Genomic DNA, 15,100 nt, shown 5'->3' with positions numbered 1-15,100 from the left:
TTCGTGGAGATACCCATCCACCGCGTGACGAACCGAACGTGTTGGTCATCTAGCTCTGAGTGCGACGAATCCGAATCGGGCCCTTGGCCGTTTCCGGGTCGACCACCTCGCCGGACTGGGTGATCTCGACCTCCCCGGCCGCGACCAGACGCCGGGCGGCGGCGCGCACCGGTTCCATCATCGGCCGCCAGTCCTTGCCGCCCAGTTGCCGGGCGACTTCGGAGGGACAGATCGTCGCCTCCGGAGCGCGCTGGGCCAGCAGGTCGATGATGGCCGCCTCGATTCGCGTCATCAGCCGGGCCCGGGTCCGGGCTGGCAGCGCGGGCACCACCAGGTACGCCGGCGTTCGGGGTCACCGCTGACCTCGGCCACCACCTCGATCCGGGTGCCACAGCGCCGGCACGGACGCCCGGCCCGTCCGGAGACCCAGTGGGAGTTCCCGGGCCGCGGGTCGCCGGTCGTGACCTGGGTGGCGCCCGGCGTGCTGACCGAGAACCGCAGCAGCCGGGTGGCCAGGTCGACCAGCGCGGGCACGTCGACGTTCCGTATCGGGGTCCAGGGCGAGATCCCGCGCAGGTAACACACCTCGTTGACCCAGAGGTTGCCCAGGCCGGCCATCCGCGTCTGGTCGAGCAGCGTGGCGCTGACCGGCCGGTCCGCGTCCGCGGTCAGCCGGGCGATCGCCAGGTCGCGGTCCCAGTCGTCGCGCAGCGGGTCGGGGCCGAGGTGAGCGGTCAGCCGTCCCTCGTCGGCCGTCTTCACCAGTTCGACGACGGGAAGCTTGAGACCGGCCGCGCTGCGGCCGTCGGCGAAGTCCAAGAGGATCCGGACGTCCGGCAGGAGCCGGCGGGGCAGTCGCTTACCCGGGCCGAGCACCGTCCAGGAACCGTCCATCCGCAGGTGGGTGTGCAGGGTGAGCGGCCCGCTGCGGGGGTCGTCGAACCTGGTCAGCAAGTGTTTGCCGTGGGTGTCGGTGGCCAGCAGCGTGGCGCCGCGCAGGTCGGCGGTGGCGTGGCGGGGTACGCGGAAGTCCGAGCGTTGCACGAGCTGGCCGCGCAGCCGGTCGTTCAGGCGGCGCGCGAGCAGGAACACGGTGTCTCCCTCGGGCACCGGCTCGTCAGCCTTCGCGCTGCGCGGCGGGGTTCGAACTCACGCGCTAGTCGTTGCCCCGCGGGACGGCTGAGAAACCCGTCGGCCGGACCGTACGATCGGCCGGGTGGCTCGGTCGGCGGAGCGGGAGCGTCATGAGTAACGCACGGGTGTTGGTGGCCGGGGCGAGCATTGCCGGGCCGGCCCTGGCCCACTGGCTACGCCGACGCGGCGCCGACGTGACGGTGGTGGAGCGGGCGCCCGAACTGCGTCCGGGTGGGCAAGCGGTGGACGCGCGCGGGGTGGCCCGGGAGGTCGTCCGGCGGATGGGCCTGGACGAGGCCGTCCGCGCGGCCCGCACCGACACCGCGGGGGCCTACATCGTCGACGCGGACGGACAGGTGCTGGAGACCTTCCGCGCGGACGACGACGGCGGCGACGGCTTCATCGCCGAGATCGAGATCCTGCGCGGGGACCTGTCCCGGGTGCTGTACGAGGACACCCACGACGGCGTCGAATACGTCTTCGGTGACCGGATCGCCGAGCTCGGTCAGGACGCCGACGGGGTCGACGTGGTTCTGGCCGGCGGCGACCGCCGCCGCTTCGACCTGGTCATCGGGGCCGACGGGCTGCACTCCTCGCTGCGGGCGATGGTCTTCGGGCCGCGGGAGCGGTTCGTCCGCCATCTGGGCCGCATGATGGCGTTCTACACGGTGCCCAACGAGTTCGGGCTGGACCGCTGGCTGATCGACTACCAGGAGGCCGAGACCGGCCGGTCGGCCGGCCTGCGGCCGATCCAGGACGCCACCCGCGCGATGGCGATGTTCTCGTTCCTCTCCGACGCCAGCGAGATCGACTATCGGGACGTCCCGGCGCAGAAGCGTCTGCTGCGCGATCAGACGGCCGGGCTGGGCTGGCTGGCTCCGCGGATCCTCGCGCACTTGGACGACACCCCGGACTTCTATCTGGACCAGGTCGCCCAGGTGGTGATGGATCGCTGGTCGTCGGGCCGGGTCGGCCTGCTCGGCGACGCGGCGTTCTGTTCGTCGCCGTTGTCGGGGGCGGGGACCGGGCTGGCGCTGGTGGGGGCCTATCTGCTGGCCGGGGAGCTGGCCGCCGCCGGGTGGGACGCGGAGAAGGGGTTCGCCGCCTACGAACAGCGGATGCGCCCGTTCGTCGAGGCCAACCAGGAGATCGGGCGGCTGCACGCCCGCAGTCTCGACGTCTCCCGCTCGGACGCGCTCGGCCCGGAGGAGTGGGACATGGACCTGATCGACCGAGCGATCAATGGCCTCGAACTCCCCGACTACGCCTGACCGACGACGGACACCGCTAGCAGGTTTCTGAGCCGGGGCGGACGAGGCCGCACTCGTAGGCGAAGACCACGGCTTGCACCCGGTCGCGCAGGCCCAGTTTCGCCAGAATCCGGGTGACGTGCGTCTTGACGGTCGGCTCGCTGAGGAACAGCACCGCCGCGATCTCCGCGTTGGAGCGGCCGCCGGCGATCAGGCCGAGCACCTCCCGCTCGCGCGAAGTCAGCCGATCCAGGGCCCGCTCGACGTCCGGGCGGGTGCCGGGACGCGGCCGGCGCACGTACTCCTCGATCATCCGTCGGGTGATCTCCGGGGCGAGCAGCGAGTCGCCGGCCGCGACGGTCCGGATCGCGCCGGCCAACTCCCGCGGTGGCGCGCTCTTGAGCAGGAAGCCGCTGGCTCCCGCGCGGAGCGCCGCGTAGACGTACTCGTCCAGGTCAAACGTGGTGAGCATGAGCACATGGGCGGTCAAGCGGGCATCGCTGAACAGCCGCCGGGTGGCCTCGATGCCATCCAACCGGGGCATTCGGATGTCCATCACGACGACGTCCGGGGAGGTGAGCAGCGCCTGCTCGATCGCCTCCGCGCCGTCGGCTGCCTCGCCCACCACGACGATGTCGTCCTGACCGGCGAGGATCGAGCGGAAGCCGCCTCGGACCAGCGCCTGGTCGTCCACCAGCAGCACGCGGATCATCGCGCCGCCTCCAGGGGTAGCTCCACCTTGACTCCGAAGCCGCCCTCGGAGCGCGGGCCGGCCGTCAGTTCACCGTCGTAGAGGCCAACTCGTTCGCGCATGCCCAGCAGCCCGTGCCCGGTCCCGACCACCGGTTCGGAGCCGGTCGAGCCGGACCTGCCCGTGTCGATCACCTCGATCGTCAGCGTTTCGTCGGCGTAGCACACCGCAACCGAGGCGCGGGCCGGTCCGCCGTGCTTCAACGTGTTGGTCAGCGCCTCCTGGACGACCCGGTAGGCGGTCAGTTCGACGCCGGGCGGCAACGGGCGCGGCTCTCCGTCGACGGTCATCTGAACCGGCAGGCCCGCCGCACGGACCTGCTCGACCAGCGCGGACAGCTCCGCGATGCCTGGTTGCGGGGCCAGGGTCGCGGCCATCCCCAGGTCAGCGCGGCGGAGCAGGCCCAACATCCGGCTCAGCTCGCCGACGGCGTCACGGCCGGTCTCCTGCACCGAACGCAACGGCGCCCGCGCGGCCTCCGGGTCGCGGTCGAGGAGATCCTCCGCCGCGCCGGCCTGCACGACCATCACGCTGACGCAGTGCGCGACGATGTCGTGCAACTCGCGAGCGATCCGGCCGCGCTCTTCGGCCAGCGCCGCCCGGATCGACTCCTCGCGTTCGGCCGCCAGCCGTTCGGCCCGCCCCCGCTCGGCGTCATGTTGACGTTGCCGGTGTCTGATCCCACGTCCGGCCACGACCGACACGAGGTAGGGGACGATCGCGAACGGCAGGTTCTCCACCGTGCGCAGCGCGGGAAGCCGCAGCATGCACACGGCCAGGGCCAGCGCGGCGGCGCCGGCGCCGATCAGCGCGCCCTTCCGGTCCGCGTAGCGGGCCACCGAGTAGGCGGCGATCAGGATCGGCAGGAAGTCGCCCCAGAGCTGGAACGTCAGCTGCGTGAACAGCTCCGGCCCGGCCACCGCGACCGCGACCGTGACTGCCGTTGCGACCGGGGCGCGGCGCCGGAAGACCAGCACGCCGGTGATCACCAGGGTCACCAGCGCGGAGACCAGCTGCGAGCCGTAATGCTGCGAGTTGTCGAGGTTCAGCCGCAGATCCAGCTGGGCGAAGGCGGTGACGATCGCAGCAAGGGCGACGTCGTGGCGTAAGTAGCTCGGCATCGGCCCCCCTCGTCGGCTCGGAGGCCGACGGTAACCGCTGGTCCCTACTCAGGGCGTCGTACCTGAGGAGCATGGTCGCCCTTCTCAGGTCGCACGTCGACGACGTTCTGACCCGACCTCCGGCTCTCGGGTGCATGCCTCGCGCTGGACGCCTTGGTCCACGGTCGAGCACCAACCTTTGGTCAGCGCCGCGCCAGTCAGGGCCGCGGTGACCGAGTTCGGAGGATCCCATGCCCCTCGACCGCGCTCGTCTGGCCGGCCTCACCCTGCTCGTGGGGAGTGCCGTGGCCAGCCTCGGCTACCTGGCCGGGCTCCTGTTCGTCGGTGGCTCCGGCGACGCCCGGTACGACGATCCGCTGTGGACACCGCTGTACGGCATCGCGCTCGCCGGTGACCTGCTCATCGTGCTCGGCTTACCGGCCGTCCTGATCGCCCAGGGTCGCCGGGCCGCACGGCTGACGCTGATCGGTTACGTCGGCCTCTACGCGGCCCTCGTGATGCTGAACATCTGCGAGGGTTGCTTGGAGGCCTTCGTCAAACCCTACGTGCTGCACCACGGCGGGATCCCGACCAGCGTGCCCGGGTGGGGGGTGTTCGAGGGCGTCGCCCTGGTGCTCATGCTGATCGGTCTGATCGGCCTGGGCGTCGCCGTGATCAGGGCCAAGGTATTCGCGTGGTGGGTCGGGGTGCTGTTGATCGCCTCGCCGTTCGGCTCGTTCGTCCTGCCCTCGCAATTCGCTCTGCTCAGCGACTTCCTGGCCTATGCCGCCCTGTTCGTGATCGGGCTGCGGGTGGCTCGGACCCACGACCCGGCCCCGGTCGCGGCCTGAGAACAGCCCGGACGGCCGCCATCGGTGTCACCAGAGCCAGTTTCTGGCCGACCGGATGCGGCCCCTGGCCGGGTGGATCGGCACCGGTCCCACCGAGCGGTGGGAAAGAACGCAGCGTCTTCGGCGCTACTTCGACGACGTGGGGAATCACTACCAGCGAATAGCGAGCGCGGCGGAGAGCCCGCCGCCGGACGGCCGACCCGCTCGGCGCAGCCAGCGGCGGGAACTCCAGCTGATCGTCGATGAAATGCGCCGTAAAGTTGATGAATTAGACCGGATGGTCCTCGGGCTGGAGGTCGAGTACCGCCTCCAGCGCCCGCCGGAAGCCGATCGCTGAGCAACTACCTGAGTTGCGCCACCAACGCCTCCGTACGCTGCGCCAACGTCGGGAACCCCAGCGCCCGGTGCGCGCTCAACGCCTTCACAGCATGCGCCCTCGCCTCCTCCATGCGGCCCAACGCGCCCAGCACCGCCGCAACGTGGTGATGCGTCGATCCCCAGCACGTGCCCGACGTCCCCAGCGTCGCCAGCCACCCCGCGTACGGCATCAGCTCCGCCAGCACCGCCTCCGGGTCGGGCGTCCCTAATTGCGCCCCCACCAGCGCCCACTGCACCAGCAGGAAATCCGTCGCCCAGTTCGACTTGATCGTCGTCCCCCAGCGGCCCACCAGGCGGCGCGCGTAGACCTCGTCGCCGGCCTCCACGGCCGACAGGATGGTCGCCGGGCGCAGGACCTCGAACGCGGGCTTGCCCGCGTACTCGAGGAGCTGCTCGAGCGCCTCGCCCGATCGGCCCTGGGCCCGGCGGCTGGTGAACAGCTGCACCAGGTGCGGCAGCTCACCGCCCCAGAGGCTGGTGCGATGGTGGAACTCCAGCGCCTCGGCCGAGAGCCGTTCGCCCTCCTCGTAGCGTCCGGAGAGCATGGTGCGGGTCGCCTCGGCGAACCTCAGCACGCCGTCGAGCTCCGGGCGGTTGACCTCGCCGACCAGCTCCCGGGCTCGGGCCAGGTCTCCGTCGAAACCGGCCAGGTCGCCGGCGCGCATGAGGTTGCCCATGCGGTGGATGCGGGCGACCAGCTCGTGCGGCCTCGGCAGGCCGGCCAGCCCGATGGCCTCGGTGGTGGCCCTGGTGCGGTCGGCCTCCCGCTCCGGCACCCAGGCCGCGATGTAGAAGTTGTTCAGCGTCTGCCCGAGCAGCGCCGGGTCGTTCAACGGCCGGGCCAGCTCGACGGCCCGGGCCGCGTGCCGCTCGCCTTCGGCTCGCTGCGGTCCGTAGTAGAGCTCGACGCCCAGCGTCCCCAGCATCGCGGCCCGCTGCGCGTCGGTCAGGCCCGGAGCGTCGACCCGATCGCGGAGGATCTGCACCATGCGGTCGTCGACGACGCCATACGGACGCCAGTTCCAGGCGGTCACCCCGCCGAACACCGTCACCGCCTCGACGACGGTCCGCTCGTCGCCGTCGGCCAGCGCCAGCTGGACGGCCTCGTCGAGCGCCTCGCGCGCGCCCTCGGTGTCGCTGCAGTTGCGGCGGGCGCGGCCGAGTTCGATCAGCAGGTCGCGCCGGCTGACCGGCGAGTTCTGGTCGAGTGCGGCCAGCGCGAGCTCCCAGAACTCGACCGCCTCCGGGTGGGCCCGCTGGGCCGCGGCCTGGTGGGCCGCCTTCACCGCGTAGTCGACGGCCTTCGCGCTGCTGCCGACGCGGGCGGCCAGGCCGAAGTGGTGGGCGAGCTCGGCCGGGTTGCCGTCGCGGGTCTCCAGCGCCTCGCCGACCCGGCGGTGCAGCCGGGCGCGCTGCAGACGGCTGAGCCCGACGTAGAGCGCGTCCCGGACGAGCGCGTGCGAGAACCGGTAGTCCCAGCCGTCCGGCAGCTCTTCGACCAGGCCGCTGGCCACGGCCGGTTCGAGCAGCGTGAGCACGCGTTCGTCGTCGAGCTCCAGCACGAGCTGGAGGACGTCGACGTCGATGTCGCGGCCACCGACCGCGGCGGCGCGCAGGAGCGCCTGGGTGTCCTGGGGGAGCCGGGCGACCCGGCGGTCGATCACCTCGCGGACGCCGGCCGGGACCGCCGAGGTGACGGCCTCGCTCCCGGCCAGGGCGGCCGGGTGCTCGCTGCTCAGCAGCCGGAGGAGTTCGCCCAGGTAGAACGGGTTGCCGCCGGTGCGGTCGTGGAGGGTGCGGGCCAGCTCCGGGGTGGCCTCGACGTGGTGGGCGGCGAGGTACAGCTCGGTGTCCTCGGCGGTGAACGGGTGGACGCCGATCCGCTCGACGCCGGGCTGGCGGGCGACGTCGCCGAGCGTGTGGTGGAGGGCCTCGGCGTGGTCGCCGGCTTCCTGGCGGAGCGTGACCAGGATGAGCGTGGGGGAGCGGTGGAGCTCACCGGCGACGAACGCGAGGAGCTCCAGCGACGAGGCGTCGGCCCAGTGCAGGTCCTCGATGACGATGAGGGCCGGGGCGTCGTGGGCGAGCAGGGCGTTGGCGACGTCGGCGTGGAGCTGGAAGCGGGCCGCGTCGGGATCCGGGTCGGTGGCCGGTGTCTTTCCGGTGAGGAGGCTCAGCGCCGAGTCCGAAGCGGGGGACGAGGCCTCGAGGACCTGGAGCCAGGGCCAGAAGGCCGGTGAGGCGCTGCTCTCGACGCAGCGGCCCCAGGCGACGCCGAAGCCCAGGTCGGTGGCGGCGTCGGCGGCCGCCCGGGCCAGCCGGGTCTTGCCGATGCCGGCCTCGCCGGTGAGCAGGACGACTCCGCCTCGGCCTCGCGGGAGCTCCCGGAGCCGGTTGGTGATCCAGCCGAGCTGGAAGTCCCGGGCGATCAGCGGCGCGGCGGCGGCTCCCGGTAGCGCCGGGACGGTGGGCCGCGCCTCCGCCGCCGGCCGGCTCGGGTGCGGCTGAGTGGGAAACGGAGCCAACGCCTCGGCCGGGGCCGGGATCGGGGCCGGGCCGGGGGGCGGAACCACGTCGAGGGATCGGTCCTGGCGGAGGATCTTCGACTCGATCTCGCGGAGTTCAGGCCCCGGATCCAGCCCCAGCTCGTCCGCCAGCACCCCCCGGACCCGCTGGAGCGCGCCCAGCGCGTCGGCCTGACGGCCGCCCCGGTACAGCGCCAGCGCCAGCAACGCCCAGAACCGCTCCCGGAACCGGTGCCGCTCGACGATCTGCTCGAGCTTCAGCACCGCCTCGGTGTGACGCCCCAGCGCGAGCCAGGCTTCGATCTGCAACTCGTGCGACTCGAGGTGCAGGTCGTGCATCCGGGTGATCGTCGGCTGGGCGAACGCCAGGTCGGAGAAGTCCTGCAGCGCCGACCCGCGCCAATGCGTCACCGACGCCCGGAAATGCGCGTCGGCCGCGGCCGGGTCCCCCGCCCGGAGCGCCTGCCGCCCGGCGTCCACGTCACGCGTGAAGCGGACGAGATCCACCTGCGCGGGGTCGACGTCGAGCAGATACCCCGGCTCGCGGGTCAGCAGCGTACGGGGCGGAGTCCGCGGAGCCCGGTCGGGCTCCAGCGTCCGGCGGAGCTGGGAGATGTAGGCCTGCAGCGTGCCGGTGGCGCTCGACGGCGGCTCGTCGGCCCAGAGCTGGTCGATCAGGCGGTCGAGCGGCAGCACCTCGCCCGGCGTGATGAGCAGCATCGCGAGGATCGCGCGCTCCTTGCGGGGCCCGATCTCGATCGGCTGCCCGTGCCCGTCCAGCACCACCAGGGGGCCGAGTAAGCGAAAGTCCAGCACGGGCCCCCCGCTTCAGGTGTCTCGGGACACCCAGCGACGCCCCCCAGTGTCGGCAGCGTAATCGGCGTTCTCCGGCCCGGGATCCTCCGCAAAGCCGAGTCCGTGCAGGATGTTCGTCAATCGCCCATCGGCCTCGATACAGAGCTCGAGCACCGTTCCGGCCCCATTCAGGCTTCGCCGGACGTCCGACATGAGGCGGGTGGCCAGACCGCGGCGGCGGAAATCCGGGTCGACCGCGAGGGCGACCAACCGGGCCCGGCCCGGACGCACGGCGAGCACGACCGCGGCCGCCAGGGCCCGGTGCGGATCCTCACCGGCGACGTCGACCAGCAGGAACCGCGGCCCGTCGGGAGCGTCGAGCGCGCACCGGCGCAGGAGGTCCGTCGCCGGGTCCGGCGCGGCCGGGGGCGAGATCCGCAGCACCACCATGTCCGCCGTCACGATCCAGAGGATCGCGAGGCGGCCTTGGGCGCGACTTGGATCCCACTAGGATTTCCGTCCCCAAGCGCGGATCAAGTCGGCGCCAAGCCGCTTGACCCACTGTTTCGTTGTCGAACAACGAGCAGTGAGGGAAGAACGATGATCACCACCGACGCCGTCGGTACCGACCTGAACCGCATGGTCCGCGGGCAGGTGCTCACCCCGGGCGACTCCGGGTGGGACGTGGCCCGGCGTCCGTGGAACCTGCGCGTGCAGCAGGAGGTGCGGGCGGTCGTTCTCGCTTCCGACGCGGCCGACGTGGCCGCCACCGTGCGGTACGCGGCCCGGAACGGGCTCTCGGTCGCCGCGCAGCCGGTCGGCCACGGCGCCACCACCGCGCTGCGCGACACGATCCTGCTCCGCACCGGGGCCTTACGCACGGCCGAGATCGATCCGGTCGCGCGGACGGCCCGCGTCGCCGCCGGGGCCGGCTGGGCCGACGTGCTCGGCCGCGCCGGGGCGCACGGGCTGACCGGCCTGGCCGGCAGCTCCACCGGCCCGAGCGTCGTCGGTTTCACGCTGGGTGGCGGGCTGTCGTGGTTCGGCCGCAAGTACGGCTTCGCCGCCAACGCGGTCCGGTCGGCCGAGGTCGTGGACGCCACCGGCGAGCGCTACCGCATCGACGCCGCGAGCGACCCGGAGCTGTTCTGGGCGCTGCGTGGTGGCGGCGGCGACTTCGCGCTGGTCACCGAGCTGGAGTTCGACCTGTACCCGGCGCCCCTGCTGTACGGCGGACGGCTGCTCTGGCCGGTCGAGCGGGCCGCCGAGGTGCTGGAGGCGTACCGGGAGACGGTCGCGATGGCGCCGGAGGAGCTGAGCCTCTGGTACACGCTGCTGCGCTTCCCGGCGATCCCCGAGCTGCCGGAGTTCCTGCGCGGGCGCGCGATGGTGGCGGTGGACGCGACCTACCTGGGCGGGCTGATCAGCGGCCGCGAGTTGCTGGCGCCGCTGCTGAAGGTGCCGGGGACGCTGCTCGACACGGTCGGGACGCTGCAGGTCGCGGACCTGGGCTCGGTCGCCGCCGAGCCGCTCGACCCGGTGCCGGCGATGGAGTACGCGGCGCTGCTGCCCGAGCTCACCGACGACGCCGCCGACACGCTGCTCGGCCTGGCCGGCCCGCACAGCGGGTCACCGCTGACGTCGGTGCAGCTGCGTCACCTCGGCGGCGCGCTGGCCCGCCCCACCGGGACCGGAGGCGCGGTCGGGCACCTCGAGGAGAGGTTCAGCCTGAACGCGATCGGCATGCCGATGGGGCCGGGGATGGCCGAGCAGATCGAGACGCACCACGGGCTGATGGCGCAGGCGCTGGCCCCGCACGCCAGCGGGCGGATCTTCTTCACGTTCCTCGGATCGGAGGAGAGCCCGGTGGCCGCGTTCCCGCCGGACGTGCTGGCCCGCCTCCGGGCGATCAAGCAGGAACGGGACCCGTTCGGTGTTGTCCGCAGCAACCACCCGGTGTTGAGCTGACTTCTTACCCTGGGTACATGACCAGACACCTGGCCGCCCTTGCCACCGCCGCCGTGCTCGCCGTCGGCCTCCTCGCCGGCTGCGGCGGAGAGAACTCGCAGACCAACTGCAACCTCAACTCGTGCACGATCACGTTCGACCGCGGGGTCGACGCCAGCGTCTCGGTGCTGGGCGTCGAGGCCAAGCTGGTGAACGTCCAGAACAGCCAGGCCACCGTCGAGGTGGCCGGTCAGCAGGTGACGGTGCCGGTCGGCCAGGACGCCCAGTCCGACGGCTTCAACGTCAGCGTGCAGTCGATCACCGCCGACAACGTCGTCGTCGAGATCTCCGCGAACTAGAGCGGCTCGGTCCGGAGTTCGTGCGCGCCGTCGGCGCGCGTCCCCTCGTAGTAGACCCGGACGCCGGGGATCACCGAGACGTACCGCAGGCCGCCGGGCGCGAACGGGGAGCGCGTCGGCGGTCGCGGGTCGGCGGTGAACGCCGAGAACAGGCCGTCCGGGCCGAGCGTGCCGATCGCGCGGCCGGTGGCCTCCTCCCAGTTCTCCTCGGCGGTGGCCCGGCCGTCGTAGAGGGCCACCGCGTCCGACCCGGTCACCACGACCGACGAGAACCGCACCCCGCGCGCGTCCCACTCGCCCGGACGCCCGGCCAGCGCCGTGCCCTGCCAGGTCCACTCGACGCCGTCCGGGCTCGTCGCGTACTCGGTCGTCATCCGGTCGGCGTGCTCGTCGGACTCCAGCGGGTGGACCGACGCCCAGAGGTGCCACCGCCCGGCCGCGTGCACGACCACCGGATCCTTGACGCCGGTCGTCTCGTTCCCGGGCAGGACGGTCCGCGGCGCGGCCAGCGGCAGCTTCTCCGGGGTGTCGGCCTCCAGCAGGACGACCCGCCAGTGCTTGGTGCCCGGCGTCGCCACGCTCACGTAGAGCCGCCAGCGTCCGTCCGGCGCCCGGAGCAGGGCCGGACGCTCGAGCGAGTCCGAGTCGAACTCCTCCCGGCGGACCTCGGCCACCGGCTCGAAGTTCACCCCGTCGCCGGAGCGGGCGATGACGTTCACGTAGCCGCGTCCCGCGCCGATCGGCAGCCGCAGCCGGTACGCCAGGTAGAACGTGCCGTCGACGAGGACCGCGCTCGGGGCCCCGGCCCAGGAACCGGTGCGGCTGTCCGGGGGTTCGACGACGACGGTCGCTCCATCCCAGCGAGGTATCACGCGCTATCTCCTTCGGTGTGCCGGCGGTGGGTTCTCGAGGTCCAGCCAGTCCTGGTACGACTCGCCGGTCACTTTCTCCAGTAACTCGATGTCCTCGGTGAAGTACGGGGTGATCGTCGCGCGCTCGGCCGGCATGAGGCGCGGCCGGTGCCCCTTCTGCCGGTGCAGCACGGTGAGCAGCGGGCCCCGGGCGGCCAGCCGCAGCGGCACCGGGAAGTGCTGCCCGAACCGGCCCCCGGTGCGTAGAGCGGTCCGAAGAACCGCGTTGACGGGAGTGTCCGGCACGTACGGCGTGACGTTCGACGACGGCACCGCGGTCAGCACCCCGGTGCGCACGCCGAGGAACGCGCAGACCCGATCGAGTGCCTCGACCGGCGTGTCCCGCAGGTCGCGGTAGCGCATCAGCAGCACCTGCTCGCGGTCGAACAGCGTGAAGAGATGCCGGAGCTGTTCGCCGTAGCGTCCCTGGCCGAGGTAGTGCCAGAAGTGCGCCCAGCCGGCCGCCTTCCGGGCCGGTTCGGCCTCGCAGGCGGTGACGAAGTCGCGTTCGGACTCCAGGCCGGCCGCCCACAGGTGGTACCAGTTCGAGTGCGCGCGATCGACCGGGTTGCGCAGCACGACGATCAGCTTGGCGTCGGGGATCGTGCGGGCGATCCGGGCCTGGGCGTCGAGGTCGTAGAGGTAGAACGGGGTGGCCTCACCGGTGCGGGTGCCCGGCGGGGCCGGGGCGAACAGCGCCTCGTAGTCCGCGCGCCGCCAGACGTGCTCCTGGTAGGTCTGGGCGTCTCCGGGGCCGCCCCGGGCCGGCGGCGGCCCGTCGGACAGGAAGTACTTCGGCTCCTTCACCGCCGAGAGGTACAGCTCGGGGTGGTGCACCAGCGCGGCGTGCAGGGCGGTCGTCCCCGCCTTGGGGACGCCGATGACCAGGAAATCGGGCAGCGTCATCGGTCTCCCTGCTCCGGTCGGCGCACCAGCGCGGCGGCGATCGCGTCACCGGTGCGTTCGGCCAGGAGCAGCGCTGCTCCCGTGGTCCGGTCGAGGCCGTAGGGGTCGACGGCCAGCGGCTCGGCGACCGCGATCGTCACCCGGCCGATGTCGTTGGTCTCCAGCCGGTCGGCCGGGCGGCGGCGTCCGGTGTCGATGTCGACCGTGTCGGTGACCTCGCGGACCAGCCCGCGGACCACCCGGCCGGTGTGCCGGACCAGCACCCGGTCACCCGCCCGCACCGGGCGCTCACCGAGGATCGCCAGGTCGGCGACGAACTCCCGGACGACGTCGGCCGGCGCGTCGGCGGCCGCGATCAGCTCGCCCCGGCCGACGTGCAGGTCGTCGGCGAGCGTGACGGCCGCGGCCGCCCCCTCGCCGGCGGCGTCCAGCTCTCCGTCGGCGTCCTCGAGCGTCCGCACCCGGGTCCGGCGTCCGGACGGCTGGACGACGACGTCGTCACCGGGGCGCAGGACGCCGGAGGCGACCGTCCCGGTGTACCGGCGGCCGGGCGCGACCCACTGCACCGGAAGCCGTAGCGGCGCCCCGGCCCGGACCGGTACCTCGACCGAGGCCAGCAGGTGCAGCAGCGTCGGCCCCTCGTACCAGGGGGTGCTCGGCGACGGAACCGACACGTTGTCTCCGGCTTTGGCGCTGACCGGCACCGCGGTGACCCGCGCGATCCCGACTTCCTTCGCGTAGGCCTCGGCGTCGGTCACGACCTGCGCGAACGCGGTCTGGTCGTAGCCGGTGAGGTCGATCTTGTTCACGGCCAGGATCAGGTGCGGCACCCGCAGCAGCGCGGCCACGGCCGCGTGCCGCCGCGTCTGCTCCACCAACCCGTTGCGGACGTCGACGAGCAGCAGCGCTACGTCGGCCGACGACATGCCGGTGACCGTGTTGCGGGTGTACTCGACGTGACCCGGGCAGTCGATCAGGATCACGTCCCGGGCCGGCGTCGAGAGGTAGCGGTGGGCGACGTCGATCGTGATGCCCTGCTCGCGCTCGCTGCGCAGGCCGTCGACCAGCAGCGAGAGGTCGAGTTCGGAGCCGCGGGCCCGGCTGGCCGAGGACACCGCCTGCAGGGTGTCGGCCAGCACCGCCTTGCCGTCGTAGAGCAGCCGCCCGACCAGTGTGCTCTTGCCGTCGTCGACCGAGCCGGCGGTCGCGACACGGAGAAGACCGGTGACCCCCATCAGAAGTAGCCCTCCCGCTTGCGGTCCTCCATGGCGGCGTCGCTGGTGCGGTCGTCGGCCCGGGTCGCGCCGCGCTCGGACTGCTCGGCCAGCGTCACCTCGGTCAGGACGGCGTCCGCGTCGGTGGCGTTGCTCTCGACCGCGCCGGTGCTGATCGCGTCGCCGACCGTGCGGTACCGGACGCGCCTGGTCGACGCGGCCGCCCGGTCGGCGTCCGACGACCACTCGGTGATCGCGAGCAGCATCCCGTCGCGCTCGACGACGTCCCGGTCGTGGGCGTAGTAGAGGGCCGGGAGCGGCAGCCGCTCGCGGGCGATGTAGCGCCAGACGTCGAGCTCGGTCCAGTTGGAGAGCGGAAAGACGCGGACGTTCTCGCCCGGCTGATGCACGCCGTTGTAGAGGCGCCAGAGCTCGGGCCGCTGGCGGTGCGGGTCCCAGCCGCCGAACGTGTCGCGGAGCGAGAACACCCGCTCCTTGGCCCTGGCCTTCTCTTCGTCGCGGCGGCCGCCGCCGATCAGCGCGTCGAACCGGTGCTGCTCGATCGCGTCGAGCAGCGTGCGGCTCTGCAGCGCGTTGCGCGACTGGCCGGCGGCGACGTCGGGCACCCGGCCGGCCGCGATCGTCTCCTCGACGTGCGCGACCTCCAGCCGCGCGCCGGTCTCGGCGACCCGCCGGTCGCGGAACTGGAGCACCTCGGCGAAGTTGTGGCCGGTGTCGACGTGCAGCAGCGGGAACGGCAGCGGCGCACCGGCGAACGCCCGGGTGGCGACGTGCAGCAGGACCGCGGAGTCCTTACCGCCGCTGAACAGCAGCGCGGCCCGGTCGAACTGCCCCGCGGCCTCGCGGAGCACGTGGATGGCCTCGGCCTCGAGCAGGTCCAGGGCGCCGGGGGCGGTGTGGTCCGGGATCAGCCCGGCGACGCGTGTCCCCATGGGCTCATTGTTACCCGCCCCTAGCG

14 protein-coding genes are annotated in these 15,100 nt (G+C 72.7%); 4 read left to right on the top strand and 10 right to left on the bottom strand.

Features of this window, described 5'->3' with window-relative positions; translation table 11 throughout:
* Positions 1 to 49 precede the first annotated feature (49 nt).
* Positions 50 to 292, bottom strand: a complete 243-nt coding sequence (locus FL583_RS25160) for a DUF3253 domain-containing protein (RefSeq protein WP_142707289.1) — start codon at positions 290 to 292, stop codon at positions 50 to 52.
* The gene (locus tag FL583_RS25155) at positions 292 to 1,092 is read right to left on the bottom strand and encodes a DNA-formamidopyrimidine glycosylase family protein (protein WP_205752435.1); all 801 of its coding nucleotides are present in this window, start codon (positions 1,090 to 1,092) and stop codon (positions 292 to 294) included. Before FL583_RS25155 ends, FL583_RS25160 begins: the two co-directional genes overlap by 1 nt.
* A gap of 152 nt (positions 1,093 to 1,244) precedes the next feature.
* On the opposite strand from FL583_RS25155, the gene FL583_RS25150 reads away from it, so the two are divergent.
* Positions 1,245 to 2,405 carry an FAD-dependent monooxygenase gene (locus FL583_RS25150; protein WP_170323858.1) on the top strand — a complete coding sequence of 387 codons (1,161 nt, stop codon included), beginning with the start codon at positions 1,245 to 1,247 and terminating at the stop codon, positions 2,403 to 2,405.
* Between the two features lie 16 nt (positions 2,406 to 2,421).
* Here FL583_RS25150 and FL583_RS25145 read toward each other — a convergent pair whose 3' ends face one another.
* The gene (locus tag FL583_RS25145) at positions 2,422 to 3,096 is read right to left on the bottom strand and encodes a response regulator (RefSeq protein WP_142707287.1); all 675 of its coding nucleotides are present in this window, start codon (positions 3,094 to 3,096) and stop codon (positions 2,422 to 2,424) included.
* Positions 3,093 to 4,256, bottom strand: a complete 1,164-nt coding sequence (locus tag FL583_RS25140) for a sensor histidine kinase (protein ID WP_142707286.1) — start codon at positions 4,254 to 4,256, stop codon at positions 3,093 to 3,095. Before FL583_RS25140 ends, FL583_RS25145 begins: the two co-directional genes overlap by 4 nt.
* Positions 4,257 to 4,486: 230 nt before the next feature.
* Here FL583_RS25140 and FL583_RS25135 point away from each other — a divergent pair, with 230 nt between their 5' ends.
* A complete protein-coding gene (locus FL583_RS25135; protein ID WP_142707285.1) occupies positions 4,487 to 5,086 on the top strand; it encodes a hypothetical protein in 600 nt (199 codons plus the stop codon).
* A gap of 341 nt (positions 5,087 to 5,427) precedes the next feature.
* On the opposite strand, the gene FL583_RS25130 is transcribed toward FL583_RS25135, so the two are convergent.
* The gene (locus FL583_RS25130; protein ID WP_142707284.1) at positions 5,428 to 8,805 is read right to left on the bottom strand and encodes an ATP-binding protein; all 3,378 of its coding nucleotides are present in this window, start codon (positions 8,803 to 8,805) and stop codon (positions 5,428 to 5,430) included.
* Between the two features lie 12 nt (positions 8,806 to 8,817).
* Entirely contained in the window at positions 8,818 to 9,246 is a 429-nt protein-coding gene (locus FL583_RS25125; protein ID WP_142707283.1) for a GNAT family N-acetyltransferase, read from the bottom strand.
* Positions 9,247 to 9,384: 138 nt separating this feature from the next.
* On the opposite strand from FL583_RS25125, the gene FL583_RS25120 reads away from it, so the two are divergent.
* Both FL583_RS25120 and FL583_RS25115 read left to right on the top strand, forming a co-directional pair.
* Complete coding sequence (locus tag FL583_RS25120; protein ID WP_142707282.1) at positions 9,385 to 10,752, top strand: FAD-binding oxidoreductase; 1,368 nt, start codon at positions 9,385 to 9,387, stop codon at positions 10,750 to 10,752.
* A 17-nt stretch (positions 10,753 to 10,769) separates the two neighbouring features.
* Positions 10,770 to 11,090 (top strand): hypothetical protein, encoded by a 321-nt coding sequence (locus FL583_RS25115; RefSeq protein ID WP_142707281.1) that lies wholly within the window; start codon positions 10,770 to 10,772, stop codon positions 11,088 to 11,090.
* Here the strand turns inward: FL583_RS25115 and FL583_RS25110 are convergent.
* The 4 genes from FL583_RS25110 to cysD are packed head-to-tail and all read right to left on the bottom strand — an operon-like array spanning position 11,087 to position 15,074.
* Positions 11,087 to 11,962 carry a glycoside hydrolase family protein gene (locus FL583_RS25110; protein ID WP_142707280.1) on the bottom strand — a complete coding sequence of 292 codons (876 nt, stop codon included), beginning with the start codon at positions 11,960 to 11,962 and terminating at the stop codon, positions 11,087 to 11,089. The two genes, FL583_RS25115 and FL583_RS25110, sit on opposite strands and share 4 nt — an antisense overlap.
* Positions 11,963 to 11,965: 3 nt before the next feature.
* The gene (locus FL583_RS25105) at positions 11,966 to 12,907 is read right to left on the bottom strand and encodes a sulfotransferase family protein (protein WP_142707279.1); all 942 of its coding nucleotides are present in this window, start codon (positions 12,905 to 12,907) and stop codon (positions 11,966 to 11,968) included.
* Positions 12,904 to 14,142, bottom strand: a complete 1,239-nt coding sequence (locus FL583_RS25100) for a sulfate adenylyltransferase subunit 1 (RefSeq protein WP_142707278.1) — start codon at positions 14,140 to 14,142, stop codon at positions 12,904 to 12,906. Before FL583_RS25100 ends, FL583_RS25105 begins: the two co-directional genes overlap by 4 nt.
* The gene (gene cysD, locus FL583_RS25095) at positions 14,142 to 15,074 is read right to left on the bottom strand and encodes a sulfate adenylyltransferase subunit CysD (RefSeq protein ID WP_142707277.1); all 933 of its coding nucleotides are present in this window, start codon (positions 15,072 to 15,074) and stop codon (positions 14,142 to 14,144) included. Before cysD ends, FL583_RS25100 begins: the two co-directional genes overlap by 1 nt.
* Between the last annotated feature and the right edge of the window lie 26 nt (positions 15,075 to 15,100).

This window comes from Cryptosporangium phraense (genome assembly GCF_006912135.1).
GTDB classification, from domain to species: domain Bacteria; phylum Actinomycetota; class Actinomycetes; order Mycobacteriales; family Cryptosporangiaceae; genus Cryptosporangium; species Cryptosporangium phraense.
This window is presented reverse-complemented; position numbering and strand designations above follow the sequence as displayed.